Source organism: Bradyrhizobium sp. 157, from assembly GCF_023073815.1.
In the GTDB taxonomy this organism is placed as follows: domain Bacteria; phylum Pseudomonadota; class Alphaproteobacteria; order Rhizobiales; family Xanthobacteraceae; genus Bradyrhizobium.
Window position 1 is genome coordinate 1 of record NZ_JADPKF010000100.1, and the last position, 19137, is coordinate 19137.

The 19137-nt window shown below is 63.5% G+C and carries 20 protein-coding genes; 17 read left to right on the plus strand and 3 right to left on the minus strand.

Going from position 1 to position 19137, the window contains the following annotated elements:
- Positions 1-715 precede the first annotated feature (715 nt).
- The 3 genes from IVA95_RS31135 to IVA95_RS31145 form a co-directional block, all read right to left on the minus strand.
- Complete coding sequence (locus IVA95_RS31135; protein WP_247513980.1) at positions 716-946, minus strand: AbrB/MazE/SpoVT family DNA-binding domain-containing protein; 231 nt, start codon at positions 944-946, stop codon at positions 716-718.
- 31 nt (positions 947-977) lie between these two features.
- Positions 978-1262: a hypothetical protein gene (locus tag IVA95_RS31140; RefSeq protein ID WP_247513981.1), complete on the minus strand. Its 285-nt coding sequence runs from the start codon at positions 1260-1262 to the stop codon at positions 978-980.
- A 241-nt stretch (positions 1263-1503) separates the two neighbouring features.
- On the minus strand, positions 1504-2505 hold the full coding sequence (locus tag IVA95_RS31145; RefSeq protein WP_247513982.1) for an adenosine kinase: 1002 nt from the start codon (positions 2503-2505) through the stop codon (positions 1504-1506).
- A 263-nt stretch (positions 2506-2768) separates the two neighbouring features.
- On the opposite strand from IVA95_RS31145, the gene murJ reads away from it, so the two are divergent.
- The 17 genes from murJ to IVA95_RS31230 all read left to right on the plus strand — a co-directional run bounded on the left by murJ (position 2769) and on the right by IVA95_RS31230 (position 19031).
- A complete protein-coding gene (murJ, locus tag IVA95_RS31150) occupies positions 2769-4313 on the plus strand; it encodes a murein biosynthesis integral membrane protein MurJ (RefSeq protein ID WP_247513983.1) in 1545 nt (514 codons plus the stop codon).
- A gap of 216 nt (positions 4314-4529) precedes the next feature.
- Positions 4530-5582: a tryptophan--tRNA ligase gene (gene trpS / locus IVA95_RS31155; RefSeq protein ID WP_247513984.1), complete on the plus strand. Its 1053-nt coding sequence runs from the start codon at positions 4530-4532 to the stop codon at positions 5580-5582.
- Between the two features lie 92 nt (positions 5583-5674).
- Complete coding sequence (locus IVA95_RS31160) at positions 5675-6169, plus strand: universal stress protein (RefSeq protein WP_247513985.1); 495 nt, start codon at positions 5675-5677, stop codon at positions 6167-6169.
- A 115-nt stretch (positions 6170-6284) separates the two neighbouring features.
- On the plus strand, positions 6285-6854 hold the full coding sequence (locus IVA95_RS31165; RefSeq protein WP_247513986.1) for a NifU family protein: 570 nt from the start codon (positions 6285-6287) through the stop codon (positions 6852-6854).
- A 142-nt stretch (positions 6855-6996) separates the two neighbouring features.
- Positions 6997-7695, plus strand: coding sequence for a tRNA (adenosine(37)-N6)-threonylcarbamoyltransferase complex dimerization subunit type 1 TsaB (gene tsaB / locus IVA95_RS31170; RefSeq protein ID WP_247513987.1), 699 nt, complete (start codon positions 6997-6999; stop codon positions 7693-7695).
- A complete protein-coding gene (gene rimI / locus IVA95_RS31175; protein ID WP_247513988.1) occupies positions 7692-8177 on the plus strand; it encodes a ribosomal protein S18-alanine N-acetyltransferase in 486 nt (161 codons plus the stop codon). Before tsaB ends, rimI begins: the two co-directional genes overlap by 4 nt.
- A 52-nt stretch (positions 8178-8229) precedes the next feature.
- Positions 8230-8679: a Fur family transcriptional regulator gene (locus IVA95_RS31180; protein ID WP_028347833.1), complete on the plus strand. Its 450-nt coding sequence runs from the start codon at positions 8230-8232 to the stop codon at positions 8677-8679.
- A 12-nt stretch (positions 8680-8691) separates the two neighbouring features.
- Entirely contained in the window at positions 8692-9390 is a 699-nt protein-coding gene (locus tag IVA95_RS31185; RefSeq protein ID WP_247513989.1) for an HAD family hydrolase, read from the plus strand.
- Positions 9391-9594: 204 nt separating this feature from the next.
- Positions 9595-9993, plus strand: a complete 399-nt coding sequence (locus IVA95_RS31190) for a hypothetical protein (protein ID WP_247513990.1) — start codon at positions 9595-9597, stop codon at positions 9991-9993.
- Positions 9990-10184, plus strand: coding sequence for a hypothetical protein (locus IVA95_RS31195; RefSeq protein WP_247513991.1), 195 nt, complete (start codon positions 9990-9992; stop codon positions 10182-10184). Before IVA95_RS31190 ends, IVA95_RS31195 begins: the two co-directional genes overlap by 4 nt.
- 266 nt (positions 10185-10450) lie before the next feature.
- The gene (locus IVA95_RS31200; protein ID WP_247513992.1) at positions 10451-12373 is read left to right on the plus strand and encodes a glycosyltransferase family 39 protein; all 1923 of its coding nucleotides are present in this window, start codon (positions 10451-10453) and stop codon (positions 12371-12373) included.
- A 184-nt stretch (positions 12374-12557) separates the two neighbouring features.
- A complete protein-coding gene (gene miaB, locus IVA95_RS31205; RefSeq protein WP_247513993.1) occupies positions 12558-13994 on the plus strand; it encodes a tRNA (N6-isopentenyl adenosine(37)-C2)-methylthiotransferase MiaB in 1437 nt (478 codons plus the stop codon).
- A 4-nt stretch (positions 13995-13998) separates the two neighbouring features.
- Positions 13999-15054 carry a PhoH family protein gene (locus IVA95_RS31210; protein WP_247513994.1) on the plus strand — a complete coding sequence of 352 codons (1056 nt, stop codon included), beginning with the start codon at positions 13999-14001 and terminating at the stop codon, positions 15052-15054.
- 62 nt (positions 15055-15116) lie between these two features.
- Complete coding sequence (gene ybeY / locus IVA95_RS31215) at positions 15117-15638, plus strand: rRNA maturation RNase YbeY (protein ID WP_247514061.1); 522 nt, start codon at positions 15117-15119, stop codon at positions 15636-15638.
- Complete coding sequence (locus tag IVA95_RS31220) at positions 15613-16761, plus strand: hemolysin family protein (protein WP_247513995.1); 1149 nt, start codon at positions 15613-15615, stop codon at positions 16759-16761. Before ybeY ends, IVA95_RS31220 begins: the two co-directional genes overlap by 26 nt.
- The gene (gene lnt / locus IVA95_RS31225) at positions 16758-18368 is read left to right on the plus strand and encodes an apolipoprotein N-acyltransferase (protein WP_247513996.1); all 1611 of its coding nucleotides are present in this window, start codon (positions 16758-16760) and stop codon (positions 18366-18368) included. Before IVA95_RS31220 ends, lnt begins: the two co-directional genes overlap by 4 nt.
- A 246-nt stretch (positions 18369-18614) precedes the next feature.
- The gene (locus tag IVA95_RS31230; RefSeq protein WP_213252774.1) at positions 18615-19031 is read left to right on the plus strand and encodes a helix-turn-helix domain-containing protein; all 417 of its coding nucleotides are present in this window, start codon (positions 18615-18617) and stop codon (positions 19029-19031) included.
- Positions 19032-19137 lie beyond the last annotated feature (106 nt).

The following is a 19137-nucleotide window of genomic DNA, read 5'->3' on the forward strand; positions in this document are numbered from 1 at the left end:
TTTGGGCGCAGCGGGCTCAGTTCCAGCAACGGGCGGTTGGTGCGCAACCGCCCGTTCGCACATTCTGCCAAATTTTCTGGACACAAGGGCGCAGGGAAGACCGGGTGCGCGCCGCACCCGCGGTCTCGTGTGCAATTTGCGCACTAAGAACGCGCACACGAGCATACAGGTACAGCGGGAGCATCCCGGCCTTCCCTGCGCAATGGCTTTACGGCTTACTTCGAGCTCTCCCCGGTGCGCGAATTCCTTTAGCCACCGTCATCCGCGGATTGATGGATGGCACTGGCCCGGTTGGGCCGGCACATCCTCCGCGGACTTGACACCAGCCACGGGTGCCAGGACCACACGACTTGGCCGTACGCGACACGCTCTTGCCAGAGGCCTCGACGGGCTTGGTACCATCCGCCGAAGTCCGGCAAGAGGCGCTTTAGCATCGGTCGTCTGCGTGCCGTCCGTTCGCTCACGAACTCACAAGAGCCCGCCCTGCGACGACGTTTGCGCGCCCGACGCTGCCGCGTCCACCGCACCCCGCCCCGCGTTTAGTGACGATCGCGAAACGCCCCTCTGTGAGGGACGGGATGGCGGAGTTGTAGGAGTGATTTGGGTCAATCGTGAAGCGAATTATTTCTGCGGGAGCGCGGTTTTTGATTTGCGCGAGAGGGCAATCAGTGCTGAGGCGATGTTGCCGCGAGCCGCCGCACAGGCCCGAACGCATTCACTGCTCGTTGGCCTCGCCCCGATCGAACGTGTAGTCGGCAGGAAGAATCCAATTGAGGGAAGCCAAGCGCTCTAACGCGGCCTTGCGCCGATCTTCTTTTTGAACGGACAGGGTTCGGTCGACCAAGTCGACGATATTAAGTTCGTCGCCGACCTTCAGACCCATCTTCTCGATCAGCGTCTTGGGCAACCGCACTGCCAGGCTGTCGCCCCAGTTCGAGACTCGCATGATAGCCTCCGTCGGTTGCCTTCGCATGATGCTATTTGCCTGCGTCGATAAGTTCGATTTCCTTCTTGAGCAGCGTGTTCACCAGCCCACTCAACGAAACTCCCTGCGCCAAGGCCCGCTCGGAGAGATAGTCAAATACCTCGGGGTCGAGGTGGATCGGCGGCACCAGGCGCGCACCCTGCCGAAAGAACTTGCCGCGCTTGGCGGCCAAGAAGTCATATTCATCCTTCATCAGATCACTCGTCGAAGAAGATGCGCGGGTCCGGTTCAGCCGGCGGTTCGTCGGGGATACCGTTCGGTAGAAAATCGCGTCCACCAAGTTCATCGAGACGCGCGAACGGCGGCTTCTTCAGCGCCTCGGGGATCACTTTGTGGACCTTGCTGACGGCCTTGTGCTCCGGATGGAAAGAGGATTCGTTCAACTTCTAGGCGAAATTGCTCCTGATCGGAAGCCCCGTAGATCCGCTCGACGGAGCACTAGGAAAGACCTGGATGTCCGGGTCAAGCCCGGGCATGACGGCTGGATACAATTGAGAGGTCGCGCCCTCTATCTAAGGCTACACCCCCAACCCGTTCTGCCCCGCCAGCTCCTTCAGCGATACCTGCGGCCGCGCCCCGATGTGCTGGATCACCTCGGCTGCCGCCAGCGCGCCCAGCCGGCCGCACGTCTCGTGGCTCGCATCACGCACCAGGCCGAACAGGAAGCCGGCGGCGAACAGGTCGCCGGCGCCGGTGGTGTCGACGAGCTTTTCGATCGGGAACGCCGGCGCCGCGACAATGCCATCGGACGACACCACGACGCAGCCCTTCTCGCTGCGGGTGACGACGGCGAGTTTCGCATCGGTGCGGAGCTGCTTCAGCGCGCCCTCGAAATCCGAGGTCTGGTACAGCGAGTGCAACTCGGCCTCGTTGGCGAACACGAGATCGACCGTGCGCTTGCGCATCAAGTCGAGAAACTCGTCGCGGTAGCGATCGACGCAGAAGGAATCCGACAGCGTCAGCGCCACCTGGCGGCCGGCCGCGTGCGCGATATGAGCGGCCTTGACGAAGGCTTCCTTGGCGTTTTTGGGGTCCCAGAGATAGCCTTCGAGATAGACGATGCGGGAGGCCGCGATCTGCGCTTCATCGATGTCGGACGGATTAAGGTCCTGCGCGGCGCCGAGATAGGTGTTCATGGTGCGCTCGCCGTCCGGCGTCACCAGGATGTAGGAGCAGCCGGTGGCGGGGCCGGCTTCGGCCGCCTTGGTCTCGAAGGCGACGCCGGCAGCTCTGATATCGTGGGCGTAGAGCGTGCCGATCTGGTCGGCCTTCACCTTGCCGATGAAGGCGGCGCGGGCGCCGAAACCGGCAACGCCGACGATGGTGTTGGCGCCCGAGCCGCCGGAGACTTCGGTGGCCGGACCCATGTCGCGGTAGATCGAAATGGCGCGGGCCTCGTCGATCAGCGCCATGCCGCCCTTGGCCATGCCGTGGTCGATCAGGAATTTCTCATCGGTTTGCGCGAAGACGTCGAAAATCGCATTGCCGATCCCGAGAACGTCGTATTTTGCGTCAGTCATTCATCCGTCCTGTCAGCGGCGTTGCGAGAGTTGCGGCCTATCAGATCGGCCCCTTTGCAGCAAGGGAAGCTGCTATCTGCCCCATCATTCTGTAGCTCCCTACCCGTCGTCCTGAGGAGCGCGGAACGCGCGTCTCGAAGGATGTACGGCCACAGTCCCGGCCGCTCATCCTTCGAGGCTCGCTTCGCTCGCACCTCAGGATGACGGGGGAACGGAGCGACAGATGCTGGCGGCGATGCGAGCGGCTGCTATACAGCCCATCCATGATCCGCTCTTTTCTCACGGTATCTTCGGGAACGCTGGCGTCGCGGCTATTGGGCTTTGCGCGGGATTCCGTGCTGGCGGCGCTGCTCGGCGCGGGGGCGGTGGCAGACGCGTTTCTGGCGGCATTTCAGCTCGTCAACGTTGTCAGACGGCTGCTGACCGAGGGCGGGCTGAACGCCGCGCTGGTGCCTTCATGGCTGCGCGTCCGAGAGACCGGCGGCGTGGCGGCTGCGGCGGCGTTTGCGGGGCGCGTGCTCGGCACGATCACGTTTGCCTTGATTGTAGCCACCGCGCTGATCGCGCTCGCCATGCCGCTTGTCATCACCGTGCTGGCGCCGGGATTTGCCGGCCGCGAGACGCTGCAGCTCGCGGTCGATAATGCGAGGCTGATGTTGCCGTACCTCGCTTTCGCCGGGCCGGTGACCGTAATGATGGCACTGCTGAACGCACAGGGGCGATTTGCGCTGACGGCGTTTTCGCCGTTGCTGTTCAACATCGCGCTGATCGCGGTGATGGCCGTGCTGTTGATGGTGCAACCATCCGCGGTGCATTCAGCGCAGATTATCGCCGCAACAGTCGGCATCGCCGGGCTGTTGCAACTCTCTGTGCTGGTGCTGCGCCGTGGCGAGAACATCGCGACGCCCTTACGCGTCTCGTTCGACAAGGAGATCCGCGGCTTTCTCGGCAAGGCGGTGCCGGGCATGTTGGCATCGAGCGCGCCGCAGCTGTTGATGGTGGCCGGCGCGATCATCGCCTCGTCCTCGCCGTCGGCGGTGTCGTGGCTCTATTTCGCCAATCGCCTCGTCGAACTGCCGCTCGGCATTGTCGGCGTCGCGATGGGCACGGTGCTGATCCCGGAACTGACGCGCGCGGTGCGGGCCGAGGACCGTGCTGCCGTTGCTCAGGCGGAATCGCGCGGCCTCGAACTCGCGGTTGGCCTCGCACTGCCCGCAACGCTCGGCCTGATCGTGCTGAGCGAGCCGATCGTGCGGCTGTTGTTCGAGCACGGCGCGTTCACCGCTGATGACACCAAAGCCACCGCCCGCGCGCTGATGTGGCTGACGCTGGCGCTGCCGGCGTATGTGCTGGTGAAGGCGCTGTCGCCGGCGTTCTTTGCACGCGAGGATACGATGACGCCGCTGACCGCCGCGCTGAAGGGCATGGTGCTGGCGATCGCTTCTGCCTTCCTGCTCAGCCATTGGTACGGCGCCGACGGCATCGCGGCGGCCATTGCCGTTGGCGCCTGGGGCATAGCGTTCAGCCTGATCCGCCGCGGCGCGAAAACCTTCGGGTTTTCGATCGACACGGAAGCAAAACGGCGGCTGCCGCGCATCGCGCTATCCGCGCTCGCCATGGGCGCGTTGCTGTGGCTTGCGGCGCGGTCGCTGCCTTCCCTCACCTCTGGCGCACACGGCCTCGTGCAGGCCGTTATGCTGCTGGTCGTGATCGCGGCGGGAATTGCAACTTACGGCCTGTTTCTGCGGGCTTTCGGCGTCATCGGCTGGCGCGACGCCATTAACGCCGTCAGGCAAACCGGGCGCTAGACCGTGACGACTTTTGGCTAAATCCGTCATCCTGAGGTGCGCGCTCCTGCGCGCCTCGAAGGATGTACGGCCCGTGGCCCATCCTTCGAGGCTCGCTGCGCTCGCGCCTCAGGATGACGGCGGAGAGCGCATCTGGCGGCTTGCGCCAACAGCCCCTGCGTGGCAAACGACGGCGCGAAACAGGCATCCGAAACAGGATCCTTGGGGAAGCTGACAATGGCTTTTGTTAAACGGGTTTTTTCCGGCGTCCAGCCGACGGGTAATCTGCATCTCGGCAATTACCTCGGTGCGATCGTCAACTTCGTGAAGATGCAGCAAACCCACAACTGCATCTATTGCGTCGTCGACATGCACGCGATCACGATGGGCATGGACGTCTGGGGCGGCCCGGCGGAGCTGGCGCGCAACACCCGCGAAGTCACCGCGGCCTTCATCGCTGCCGGCATCGATCCGAACAAGCACATCGTGTTCAACCAGAGCCAGGTCGCCGGCCACGCCGAGCTGACCTGGATCTTCAATTGCGTGGCGCGCATCGGCTGGCTCAGCCGCATGACGCAGTTCAAGGAGAAGGCCGGCAAGGATCGCGAGAACGCGTCCGTCGGGCTCTACGATTATCCGGTGCTGATGGCGGCGGATATTTTGCTCTATCGCGCCACGCATGTGCCCGTTGGCGAGGACCAGAAGCAGCATCTGGAGCTCTCGCGGGACATCGCGCAGAAGTTCAACAACGACTTCGGCGATTCGATTCGCGGCCATGGTTTCAACGACGGCCAGTTCTTTCCGCTGCCGGAGCCGTTCATCACCGGCCCGGCGACGCGGGTGATGTCGCTTCGCGACGGCACCAAGAAGATGTCGAAATCGGACGCCTCGGACAATTCGCGCATCAACCTGACCGACGATGCGGATCTGATCGCGCAAAAGATCCGGAAAGCGAAGACCGATCCGGAACCGTTGCCGTCGGAGGAAAAGGGGCTGGAGAACCGGCCCGAGGCCGACAACCTCGTCGGCATCTATGCGGCGCTGGCCGACCGCAGCAAATCAGACGTGCTCCGCGAATTCGGCGGCGGGCAGTTCTCCAGCTTCAAAAATGCGCTGGTGGAACTTTGCGTGGCGAAACTCGCGCCGATCGCCTCCGAGATGAAGCGGCTGGTGGCCGATCCCGGCCATGTCGACAAAATCCTGGTCGACGGCGCCGACCGCGCGCGCGCCCTCGCGGATGAAACCATGCGGGCGACACGGGACATCGTCGGTTTCATCCGCAAGAGCTAGCTCTCGCCACTGCGTTGCAACAGCGTCGCCGCTTGTCGAAAGCGGCTGCGCCGTGGCAGCATGCGGCGGTTTGGCGCAGCACCGGGACATGCATGACCACCCAGCGACGAAGCTACGAGACGGGTCACAAGCCAAAATGCCTTGTCATCGTTGACGACACCGCGGAATGGGACCGCGCGGTGTATTACGCCAGCCGATGGGCGGTACGCGTCGGCGGCGGCGTGGTGATGCTGCGAATCATCGCGATCGAGGACCAGAACCAGCAATGGCTCGGCGTCGCCGACCTGATGCGCGCCGAGGCCGAGGACGCCGCCAATGAGGCGCTCGACCGCGCCTCTGGCCGCGCCAACGGCATCGCGGCGATCACGCCGGAGCGGGTGATTCGCGAGGGCGATCCGACCACCCAGATTCTCGACGTGATCGACCAGGACGTCGACATTTCGATGCTGGTGCTGGCCGCCAATCCGGGTCCCGAGGGGCCGGGGCCGCTGATCAGCATAATGGCCCAGGCTGCCGGCTCGTTCCCGATTCCCGTCGTCATCGTCCCCGGCGATCTCAGCGATGCCGAGATCGACGGGCTGTCTTAGGGCTTGATCTGGTTAGAGAATTTCTGATTTCCCCCTTGACCGTGCGCCGGCGGTCGCCATCTGCTATGGGACACCCCACGCGCCGGCCTTGAACCGGCGACGCCGGAGAAAACCAATGTTCATTCAGACTGAAGCCACGCCCAATCCCGCCACCCTGAAATTCATACCTGGCCGCACCGTGCTCGACACCGGCACGATGGAATTCGCCAATCGCGAAGCCGCCGCCCGATCTCCGCTCGCCGAGCGACTGTTCGCCGTGCCCGGCGTCTCCAGCGTGTTCTACGGCTACGATTTCGTCACCGTGACCAAGGCGGACGGCGACTGGCAGCATCTGAAGCCCGCGATCCTCGGCGCCATCATGGAGCATTACATGTCCGGCGCACCGCTCTTGGCGGACGGCACCGTCGGCAATGACGAGGCGGCGGACGAGGAAGGTGAGTTCTTCAACGAGGCCGACGCGGACACGGTCGCCACCATCAAGGACCTGATCGAGACCCGGGTACGCCCCGCGGTCGCCAATGACGGCGGCGACATCACCTTCCGCGGCTTCAAGGATGGCGTCGTCTATCTCAACATGAAGGGCTCTTGCGCCGGCTGCCCGTCATCGACGGCGACGCTGCAGCACGGCATCCAGAATCTGTTGAGGCATTTCGTGCCCGACGTGGTCGAAGTCCGGCCGGTGTGATCGGCTGATCGGCCGCATCCTACGTAATGAAATTAAGGATTTCGTCATGGCCGGGCTTGTCCCGGCCATCCACGTCTTGTCTTGTGATAAGCAAAAGACGTGGATGCCCGGGACAAGCCCGGGCATGACGAGAATATAGTCCATGCTGATCCTCGCCATCGATACCGCGCTCGATGCCTGCGCCGCGGCCGTGCTCGACACCAGCGCGGGCGGTGTGATTGCCCGGGAGTCGCAGGCGATGAAGCGCGGTCATGCCGAGGCCCTGATGCCGCTGATCGCGCGCGTCATGAAGGCGTCCGGCGTTGCCTTTGCCGCGCTCGATCGCGTTGCTGCGACGACCGGCCCCGGCAGCTTTACCGGATTGCGCGTCGGCCTTTCCGCCGCCCGCGGCATTGCGCTCGCCGCCGACAAGCCTGTGGTGGGCGTGACGACACTGACCGTGTTTGCCGCCCCCATCGTCAGCGAGAGCAGCGAACATCCCGTCATCGCCGCGATCGATGCGCGGCATGATCACGTCTATTTCCAGGTGCTGGGCGGCGACGGCAGTTCGCTGGTCAAGCCGAAGGTGGCGCCGATCGCGGAAGCGCTCGACGCGGCGCGTTTCGGCGCGCCGCATCTGGTCGGCAATGCGGCGAAAATGATGGCCGAGCGCTGGCCGGCCGATGCGCCGCCGCCGTTCAAAATCGATCAGCAGGCCGCACCCGACATCGCCTGGGTGGCGTGGCTGGGCGCCGCGGTCAATCCCGAGAGCTCACCGGCACGGCCCTATTATCTGCGCGCCCCCGACGCCAAACCGGCGAAGAGTCCGTTATCCGACACACCGCAGCCGCCGGCATCATGATGACATGGCTCTCCGAATGGTGGGGCGGCGGCACTTCGGCGATCGAACCGGCCATTCCGCGCGATGCGTCACGTTTGGCGCAACTGCACGGCGCATCGTTTCATCGCGGCTGGGGCGAAGGCGAATTCGAGGTGATGCTGAGCGAGCGCAACACGCTCGTGCATCGTCTCAGGCTCGGGCGCAAGATCATCGGCTTTGCGGTGTCGCGCATGGCGGCCGATGAAGCGGAGCTATTGTCGATTGCCATCGACGCGACGCAGCGCGGCCGCGGCCTGTCGCGCAACCTTTTGCTGACGCATCTCGGCCATCTCGCCGGCCGCGGCGTGCGCAAGGTGTTCCTCGAGGTTGAAGAAAATAATCAGCCGGCGCGGCGGCTATACGAATGGGCCGGCTTCGAGGTCGTTGGCCGCCGGGAACGCTACTATCAGCAGCCCGGCGGGGAGCAATTGAATGCGCTTCTGATGCGGCGTGACTTGTCGTAATATGCGCAGGGTGGCACAACAGCCCCGAAATGTTCTTCAAGGCCCCAAGGTCATGCCCGTACTGAAATCCCCGTCTGCGCAAAAAAATACCGGCATCGAGGCTCGCTGCGCCGCCACCGGCATGCGCATGACCGAGCAGCGCCGGGTGATTGCGCGCGTGCTGGCGGAATCGGCCGATCATCCGGATGTCGAGGAGCTTTACCGGCGCTGTGTCGCGGTCGACGACAAGATCTCGATCTCGACGGTATATCGCACCGTCAAGCTGTTCGAGGATGCCGGCATCATCGAGCGGCACGATTTCCGCGAGGGCCGCGCGCGCTACGAGCAGATGCCCGACAGTCACCACGACCATCTGATCAATCTGCGCGACGGCAAGGTGATCGAGTTCACCTCCGAGGAGATCGAGAAATTGCAGGCCGAGATCGCCCGCAAGCTCGGCTACAAACTGGTCGATCACCGGCTGGAGCTTTATTGCGTTCCGCTCGATGACGACAAATCCTGATCGCGTGCCAACTTGAACCCGAACTTCGATCTGGTCATCTTCGACTGCGACGGCGTGCTGGTCGACAGCGAGGTCATTTCGTGCCGCGCGCATGCGGAAACACTGACGCGCCACGGCTATCCGATCACGGCAGAACAGGTGCTCGAACGGTTTCTCGGCGTGTCGGACCGCGAGGCGCGCCAAACCATCGAACGCGAGATCGACCGAAGACTGCCCGATGATTTCGAACAACAGGTGAAGGCGGCGACGCTGAGATTCTACGCGGGCGATTTGCAGGCGATCGCGCATGTTGGCGAGGCGATTGGCGCGATCGCCCTGCCCAAATGCGTGGCTTCGAGCGGAACGCCGGAAAAGATTCGCCACGGCCTCACCTGCGCCGGCCTCTATGACCAGCTCGCTCCGCATGTTTTCTCCGCTACGCAGGTCAGCCGCGGCAAGCCTGCGCCCGACCTATTTCTGTTTGCTGCCAAGCAGATGAATACCTCACCGGAACGCTGCATCGTGATCGAGGATAGCGTTCCCGGCGTCACCGGCGGCCGCGCCGCCGGGATGACGGTGCTTGGCTTTCAAGGCGGCAGCCATTGCCGCCCCGGCTATGGGGACAGGCTGCACGATGCCGGAGCCGTCGCTGTTTTCGACGATATGCGGCAATTGCCCGCGCTCATCAGGAAGATGGGGGTTGAGGCGGCACCGAACCAGAGTGCGTATTGAGGATCGGTCAACGTCCGCTTTGTTTCATAAAGCAGAATCTTCACCGACGCTTTCGGTATGTCCGCTGAGGAGATTAGCAGCACCCGTTGGATAGAGGGTTGCAGATCAGATCGTCGCCAGATTGGAAGGAACCACTGAATATCGGTGGACGTTTTCCTGTATCCTTGATCTCGAGCGAGAAACAACCTCAAGCAGGAGGTTCAGATGTCTACACGCATAGTGACCGCAGCAGCATTCGCCCTTATCCTCGCCTCGCCAGCGTTTGCTGATTGTAACCAGGAACTGAAGGCGCTCGAACCGAATGTCGTTGCCGCGGGGACGGGCGCGACCACCAGCGAATCGGGAATGCCGGCGACCAAGCACCAAGAGGAGATTCTGGCCAGTAAGCAAAAAAGCGCTGAGCCTCAGACCACCGGATCAACGGCAGCGGCCGTGGAGCCCACTTCACCGCATCAGGAACAAGTCGTTAGCAAACGCAGCACCCAGAGCGCGGAACATGCCAACCAATTGATGGCCGACGCCCGCAAGATGTCTGCGGCTGGCGACGAACAAGGGTGCATGAAGAAAGCGGCAGAACTCAAGGACGCCCTGGGAATCAAGTGAGCGTCAGTTTGCGGGTGCGCAAAACTGGCAATGTCCTGGATTATCGCCCTCGATTCGTCGGCTTTCACGGCGGCAGCCATTGCCGGGCAGGCTATGGCAGGCAACTGCACGACACCGGTGCCGCCGTAATCTTTGACGATTTGCGAAGACTGCCCGATCTGATCGCGCGCGTTGGTCGAGAGGTCGGCTAGAAGCAACGCTCTCGATCAGCGTTCCCCGGATGCTGCGCACCAGGCCGCGCTTGCGGCGTGGTGCGCAGCTGATCCGGGGTCCACATGTTGCGACGATGGGTCCCGGCTCTGCGGTGCGTCGCTTCGCGCCGCACCACGTCCGGGACAGAATACCTTGCCGCGAGTTAACTGGGCGCCGATGCCGCGGATGATAGACTCAGAAGCAGCTCGCGCGAGGGGAGCGGCGCATTCTGAAATTACCCGATAGCCGGATATTGCAGGCAGCGTTGCCGCTATCGCTCATCGTAGCGCTGGCCGCGCTTGCGAGAACCTGGCAGCTTTCGCAGAACGATTTTGGAAGACAATATTACGCCGCAAGCGTGCGCAGCATGCTGGATAGCTGGCACAATTTCATCTTCAACGCGTTCGACCCTGCCGGCTTTGTCTCTATCGACAAGCCGCCCGTGGCGATCTGGCTGCAGGTCGCTAGCGCCAAACTGTTTGGCTTTGGTGCGCTTCCGATTCTGCTCGCGCAAGTGATGGCGGGCTTGGCCGCGATCCTTTTCGTTTACGTTCTGGTGCAGAAATATTGGGGCAGGATGGCCGGAGCTGTGGCCGCGCTGGCGCTCGCGCTCAGCCCGGTCAATGTTGCCGTCGACCGCTCCAACAATACCGAGAGCTGTCTCATCCTGGTGCTGCTGGCCAGTGCATGGCTTGCAATACGGGCCGCCGAAACCGGCCGGCTCGCGATGCTCTGCGCCGCAATGGCCGCGATCGGCATAGGCTTCAACGTGAAGATGGGCGCGGCGCTGGTGCTGGCGCCAGTCGTGGCCCTGACGTTCAGCCTCGCCCGGCCGGCCGCGCCTATCACCTGGCATATCGGGCGACAGGCCATCGCGGGCGTCGTCCTTGTTGCCGTCTCGCTGTCTTGGGCGATCTTCTTTGATCTCGTGCCGGCCCCGGACCGGCCCTATGCGGGCAGCACCAAGCACAATTCGATGCTGGAGCTTGCGTTGGTGCATAATGGCGCGGCCCGCTTCCTAGCCACGAGTTCGGCAAACCCCTCCACCGCCGTCTCGGGCGAGACGGCACCTGCAGGCGCGGAAGTCCGCTCGCAACCCGTTATGACGGATGACTCGCCAACCGGTCCACTCCGCCTGTTCCGGCCGAGGGCCGCAACACAATTCGCCTGGCTGCTTCCGCTTGCGCTCGCAGGCCTCGTTTTCGCCTGGTCGGATGCATCGGCTCCGGCCACGTCGGCGTCACGCCGCATCGCCGCCGCCGTCTGGACCGGCTGGCTCGTGATGTACTGGATCGTGCTCAGCTTTGCGGGCGGACTGATCCACACCTACTACGTAGCCGTCCTCGGTCCACCGCTCGCCGTGTTTTCCGGCATCGCGGTCGCCGGGCTTTGGTCGAGGTGGCGGACGGGCAAGTCAGGGCAGATGTACCTGCCGCTGATCATCGTAGTCACGGCGGCGTGGCAAGTTTATCTCTGCATCACGCAGTCAGAGACAATCGGATCTGACTGGCTCAGCCTGACATGGCTGACATCGATCGGGATCGCCACGATTTGCGCGGCCGTTCTCTATGTATTTCCGCTGCAGAACACATTATCGAAACTCTTCGCGGTCACAGCAATCGGCGCGCTGCTCGTTCCGCCCGCATTGACCGCCGCGAGCGTGGTTCTGCGGCGCCCGAACATAGCGGCGCCGGTTGCCAACATGAGCGCGCTGCTCGCACCGCCAGATACTGAACGTGGGGCATTGCGGACATCGCGGCTGGAAGCCTTCCGCCAGAAACTCACCGGCTACCTGATCGCCAATCGCGAGGCCGCAAACTTTCTGGTCGCGGTTCCCAACGCGAACGTCGCCGCGCCGCTCATTATCTCGACCGGCCTGCCTGTCATGGCAATGGGCGGATATCTCGGCGACGATCCGATCCTGAAACCTTCCGATATCGAACGGCTGGCCTCGGACAGGAAACTGCGCTTCGTGATGCTTGGCGGATTTACCCTGGCGCCCGCGAAGCAGGCGGCGGCGCTCGAGCCGATCGCTCGATGGGTGCGTGCCAACGGTCGCCCCGTCGATCCAAAGTTGTGGCGCCTGTCGGGGCCTTCGAGCAGCGCGCCCTACCGCATCAATCTCGGCAACGAGTGGGTAGAGGTTCCGCCGCCCGAACTGTTCGATCTCTGGGGTGCTGCGAACTGAGCCTACCCCATCATGTATCAGCCTCGAACCCGGAATCTCGAGATTCTCAGATGCGCAACTGCGCATCATAGTTCGCTTACGCGCCCCAGAATGACGGGGCCAAACACTGGCTTTTTGGCCATTTAGGCTATATCTGAGCCCCAGCCGCCGCCAGGGCGCCATTTCCACCAGCACTCAAGGTTCCATGAAGCCGCCGCGCAAGCTGCACATCAAGTCCTATGGCTGCCAGATGAATGTCTACGATGCGCAACGCATGGTGGATACGCTGGCGGGCGAGGGCTTTGTCGAGACCGAAAGCGCGGACGATGCGGATCTGGTGATCCTCAATACCTGCCATATCCGGGAAAAGGCGTCCGAAAAGGTCTATTCCGAACTCGGCCGGCTGCGCGTCGCCAAGGACGAGGCGGCACGCAACGGGCGCGAGATGCGCATTGCGGTTGCCGGCTGCGTCGCACAGGCCGAGGGCGAAGAGATCATCCGCCGCGCGCCGACGGTTGACGTCGTGGTCGGGCCGCAGAGCTATCATCATCTGCCGCAACTCCTCGCGCGTGCGAAGAGCGAAGGCCGCGCGCTGGAAACCGAATTCCCGGTCGAGGACAAGTTCGGCTTCCTCCCCGCTCCCAAGCCGGATGCAATCCGAGCGCGCGGCATCTCCGCTTTCGTCACTGTGCAGGAAGGCTGCGACAAGTTCTGCACCTTCTGCGTGGTGCCCTATACGCGCGGCGCGGAAGTCTCGCGCCCGGTCGCAAAGATCGTCGACGACGTGAAGCGGCTCGCCGACAATGGCGTGCGCGAGATCACCCTGATCGGGCAGAACGTCAACGCCTATCACGGCGAGGGCCCCGACGGACGGATCTGGCCACTTGGCAAGCTGTTGCACCGGCTCGCCGAAATCGAGGGCATCGCGCGGCTGCGCTATTCGACCAGCCATCCTCGCGACGTCGAGGACTCGCTGATTGCAGCGCATCGCGACCTCGCAGGCCTGATGCCGTTCGTCCATCTTCCGGTGCAGTCCGGCTCAGACCGGATTCTGGCGGCCATGAACCGCAAGCATACCGCCGATGATTATCGCCGCGTCATCGACCGTTTCCGCACCGCCCGCCAAGATATTGCGTTTTCATCGGATCTTATCGTCGGTTTTCCGGGCGAAACCGAGGGAGAATTTGAAGCCACCCTCGCGCTTGTCATGCAAATCGGATACGCTGCGGCTTATTCGTTCAAATATTCGCCGCGGCCCGGCACGCCGGCGGCGGACATGCAGGAGACGGTGTCAGCGGCGGAAATGGACGAGCGATTGGTGCGGCTCCAGGAATTGATCGACAGTCAGCAATCGGCCTTCAACAGGGCCATGATTGGCAACACCGTCGATGTGCTGTTCGAACGCGCGGCCCGCAATCCCGGCCAGATCGTCGGCCGCACCGCTTATCTTCAGCCTGCGCATGTGTTCGCCTCGCCAGATATTATCGGACAGGTGCTGCCGGTCAGGATCGAGAGCCTTGAGCGTTACAGCCTGCTCGGCGAACTCGCTGATACCTCTGCGCGCGCCATCCGATCACCTGTTTCACACATGACCGATTCTTCTCAATTGACCAATTCTTCTCAAAAAATCATGGGAGCCTGAACCCTTGCCAAAAAGCGCATCGGATTCATCTTCGCTTGCTCCCAGCCGCAAATTTGACCGCGACATGCAACTTCCGCCGGAGACCCAGGTCGTCATCGATTTCGACGACAACCGCGCCGCTTCCGCCCTCGTCGGCCCTTACGGCCAGAACCTGGCGCTGATCGAACGGCGGCTCAGCGTTGTGGTCGATTCCCGCGGCAACCACATCACCATCGCCGGCTCGCGTGACGGCTGCGACGCCGCGCGGCGCGTGCTGGAGACGCTCTATGCACAGGCCGTGCAAGGCCACGACCTCTCGCAGGGCGAGGTCGAAGGCGCGATCCGCGCCGTCCTCGCGCAGGGCTCGCTGTTCGAGTTCGACACCAAGACCGCAAAACCCTCGTTCGAGACCATCAACCTGCGCAAGCGTCCGGTGCGCGCTCGCACCGCGGCGCAGGATTCCTACATCCGCGCGCTGAAACGCCACGAGCTGGTGTTCGGCGTCGGCCCGGCAGGCACCGGCAAGACCTGGCTTGCGGTGGCGCATGCCGCGCAATTGTTCGAACGCAAGGAAGTCGATCGCATCATCCTGTCGCGGCCCGCGGTCGAGGCCGGCGAGCGGCTCGGCTTCCTGCCGGGCGACTTGCGCGAAAAAGTCGATCCTTACTTGAGGCCGATCTACGACGCGCTGTACGACCTGATGGACGCGCGAGTGGTGGAACGTGCATTGCAGGGCGGAGAAATCGAGATCGCGCCGCTGGCCTTCATGCGCGGCCGCACTCTGACCAATGCCGTGATCATCCTCGACGAAGCGCAGAACACCACGTCGATGCAGATGAAGATGTTCTTGACCCGGCTCGGCGAGAACAGCCGCATGATCGTCACCGGCGATCCGTCGCAGGTCGACCTGCCGCACGGACAGACTTCGGGACTTGCCGAGGCCTGCAAGCTGCTCGACAACGTCGACGGCATTGCGCAGGTGAAATTCACCGCGGAAGACGTTATCCGCCATGAACTGGTGGCGCGGATCGTCGCCGCCTATGAGGGATTGCCGCAGAAACCGGCAACCGGAAAATCTTGACCGCAAACTCTTCGCGCCCGGACCTGCCGCCGGCAGGCCGGGGCCGCAACCCCAACATTGCAATGCAAACCGCTGGAACGCTTGTGTCCGTCCTTCCCCTCACCGAAGTTCTCGTCGTCGCCGCTTGCTGGCAGACCGAGCCGGAGGCCGAGGCGGTGATCCATCGCGCCATCAATGCGGCGGCCGAAATCGCCGATGCCGACGTCGGCGACACGGAACTTGCGGTCATGCTGACCGACGATGCCGGAATCCGCACGCTGAACAGCAACTGGCGCGGCATCGACAAGGCCACCAACGTGCTGTCGTTTCCGGCGCTGCAGCCGGCCGCGGGCGCGCCTGCGGACGCGCCGCGTATGCTCGGCGATATCGCCATCGCCTATGAGACCACCCGGCAAGAGGCCGATGAGGAAGAAAAACCGTTCGATCATCACCTCAGCCATCTTGCGGTCCACGGGTTCCTGCATTTGATCGGGTACGACCACGAGAATGACGACGATGCCGAAGCCATGGAAGGTCTCGAACGGGAGATTCTCGCGCAGCTCGGCATTCCCGATCCGTATGCGGACCGGGAGCGGACGGACTAAAATGCCGGACTCCGACCCAATACAGGACAACCCGCGCGACACGCGCAACTTGCCCGTGGTGGTACAGGAAGGCGAGGTGCTGCGTCCGGCCGCCGCTGACAACTGGCTGATGCGGGCGATCCGCACCCTGTTCGGCTGGAGGGCTGGATCGGTGCGCGCTGATCTTCAGGTCGTGCTCGATGCTTCGACGCCCGATGATGTCGGCTTTTCCGCCATCGAGCGCACCATGCTGCGCAACATCCTCGGTCTCAACGAGCGGCGGATCGCCGACGTGATGGTGCATCGCGCCGACATCGTCGCGGTCAAGCGAGATATTCCGCTCGGCGAACTGATGAGCCTGTTCGAGAGCGCGGCGCATTCGCGGCTCGTGGTCTACAACGAAACCCTCGACGACCCCGAAGGCATCGTTCACATCCGTGACCTGCTGGCGTTCATGACCGCGAAGGCGCGCGTCGGCGATACCACCAGGCCCAAGCGCAAGAAGCCGTTCCCGGCGGGGCTCGACCTGCGCGCGGTCGACCTCGCAATGCCGCTGGCGGAGGCCAACATCATCCGCAAGCTCCTGTACGTGCCGCCGTCGATGCGGGCGATCGATTTGCTGGCGCAGATGCAGGCCTCGCGCATCCACCTGGCGCTGGTGGTGGACGAATATGGCGGCACCGACGGGCTGGTCTCGATCGAGGACATCGTCGAGCAGATCGTCGGCGAAATCGACGACGAGCACGACAGCGACGAGCCGCCGTCGATCGTCCGTCAGGGAGATAACGCCTTCATCGCGGATGCCCGCGCCAGCCTCGAGGATGCGCGCAAGATGATCGGCGAGGAATTCGTGACCGGCGAGGCGAGCGAGGAAGTCGCCACTCTTGGCGGCTATCTGGTGTCCCAGGTCGGCCGGCTGCCGGTGCGCGGCGAGGTCATTGCCGGTCCGGGCAATTTCGAGATCGAGGTGCTCGATGCCGATCCGCGGCGGGTCAAGCGGCTGCGGATCGGGATTCGGAAAGAACGCCCCGCGGCGCGCGCGACGCGCGAGCGAAGCCGCCGCGAGGCCACGCCCGACACCAGTGCGCCGCCGACTAACGACAATACGCCGCCGGCCTCCGGCGATGGAGCCGGCTCGCAGTGATCTCAACCAGCAAATTCCGCGCCGCGGGACTTTCGATCATCCTGGCCTGGGGCTGGAAGCGCGCAGCGATCGCGCTCGTTGCCGGCGCCATGTCGGCACTTTCGATGGCTCCGTTCAACGCCTGGCCGGTGCTGTTTGTGACGTTTCCGATCGCGGTTTGGCTGATCGACGGCGCGGCGGCCGGAAAATGGCGCGGGGTGCCGGCGGCGGCGATGGCGGGCTTCTGGTTCGGGCTCGGCTATTTCGTGCCCGGGCTCTATTGGATCGGCAACGCCTTCCTGGTCGACGCGCCGACCTTTGCCTGGCTGATGCCGTTCGCGGTGCTCGGCCTGCCGGCCTATCTCGCCTTGTTTCCGGCGCTCGGCTTCGCACTGGCGCGGCTGATCTGGACGCGGGATGCGTCGCGGGTTCTCGCACTCGCGATCGGACTTACGGTCAGCGAATGGCTGCGCGGCTATATGCTGTCGGGATTTCCCTGGAATGCCTTCGGCTACGCGCTGTCGGAGCCCTTGGCACTGGCGCAGGCGGCGTCGCTGATCGGGCTGTGGGGCATGACCTTCCTCAGCGTTGCGATCTTTGCCAGCCCGGCGGCGCTGATCGACGGTTCATCGCGCGGCCGCAAGCCCTGGATCGCGCCGGTGGCGGCGCTCTTGCTGCTCGCGGCGATGGGAATTTACGGCGCCGTGCGGCTGTCGCTGCAGCCGACAGCCCTGACCAAAATCAAATTACGTATCATGCAGCCGAACCTGCAGCAGGACGTCAAATTCAACTACGGCGCCAAAGCGGAGGTGATGCAGAAATACCTTGCTCTGTCCGACCGCGCTTCAGGCCCGCAGTCCACCGGCGTGCGCGACGTGCAAATCCTGATCTGGCCGGAATCGGCTTTCCCGTTTTTCCTGACGCGCGAAGCCGACGCGATGGCACAGATCGCCGAGCTCCTGCCCAAGGGCACGGTGCTGATGACCGGCTCGGTGCGCGCCCCCGACAGCCCGCCCGGCGCCCGCGTCTCCCGCGCCTACAATTCGATCTATGTGATCGACCATGACGGCGGCGTGCTGTCGGTTTACGACAAGCTGCATCTGGTGCCGTTCGGCGAGTACCTGCCATTTCAGGAATGGATGGAAAAGCTCGGATTCGTGCAGCTTACAAAAGTTCACGGCGGCTTCATTCCGGGCACGCGGCAGCGCGCGATGGAGATCCCGAATGCGCCGCGCGCGCTACCGTTGATTTGTTACGAGGCGATTTTTCCCGGAGCTGTTGCAGCGCGTGACGATCGCCCCGGCTGGATCGTCAACCTGACCAATGACGGCTGGTTTGGAAATTCGACAGGTCCGTACCAGCACCTGCAGCAGGCGCGGCTGCGAGCGATCGAGGAAGGTCTGCCAATGGTCCGCGCCGCCAACACCGGCATCTCGGCGGTGATCGATCCCTCAGGACGAATTGTGGCACAGCTCGGCCTCGGCATCGAAGGCGTGCTGGATGCCAGCCTGCCGACAGCGCTGTCGCCGACGGTTTATGCTCGCATTGGAGATATCCCGGCGGCCGTGATGGTGGCCGCAGCCTTGCTGGTCGTCGTCCGGCGCCGTGTTGCGAAGCACGCTGCCTGAGATTTGCACATGACCGGCTGTCACTGGTTTACTAAAAACGCGGCGCGCGCGGTTCCACCAGTTGACAGACGGCCTGCGATTCGCTTTCTGCGGTTGCAAGCCAAAAACAACAACCAGTCACCTCCGTTGCTCAGATCGTCCGCAATTCTACCCGATCCTCCGAGCAGGATATGACGGTACCGGCGCGCCTGAGGCATAGCATTTCCACTGCCTCATTCCCGGCGCGCAATCCTAGGAGTGATGCAGATGTCCACCAAAGCGCCCAATCCGGTCGACAAATATGTCGGCAGCCGCGTCCGGATGCGCCGCATCATGCTGGGCATGAGTCAGGAAAAGCTCGGCGAAGCGCTCGGCCTCACGTTTCAGCAGGTTCAGAAATACGAAAAAGGCACCAACCGGGTCGGCGCCAGCCGCCTGCAGCAGATCTCCGAGATTTTGCAGGTGCCGGTATCGTTTCTGTTCGATGGCGGGCCGAGCGGCATAGCGAATGCGGACGGGTTTGGCGACGGTGGCTCTCCGGCCTACGTGTCCGATTTCCTCGCGACGTCAGAGGGTCTGGCGCTGACACGCGCGTTCACGCGCATCACCGATTCCAAAATGCGCCGCTCCATCGTCGAATTGGTCGAGCAGATCGCGTCGCGCGACGGCCCGGACCCGCGCTGACTGTCATCCCGCACTGGTTTTGAGAATTTCGTATTCTGGAATATGCCGTCATTTCGCGCCCGCATCGGCGCGGGCCCCACGATGTGCGATTGCGCATCGGGGCATG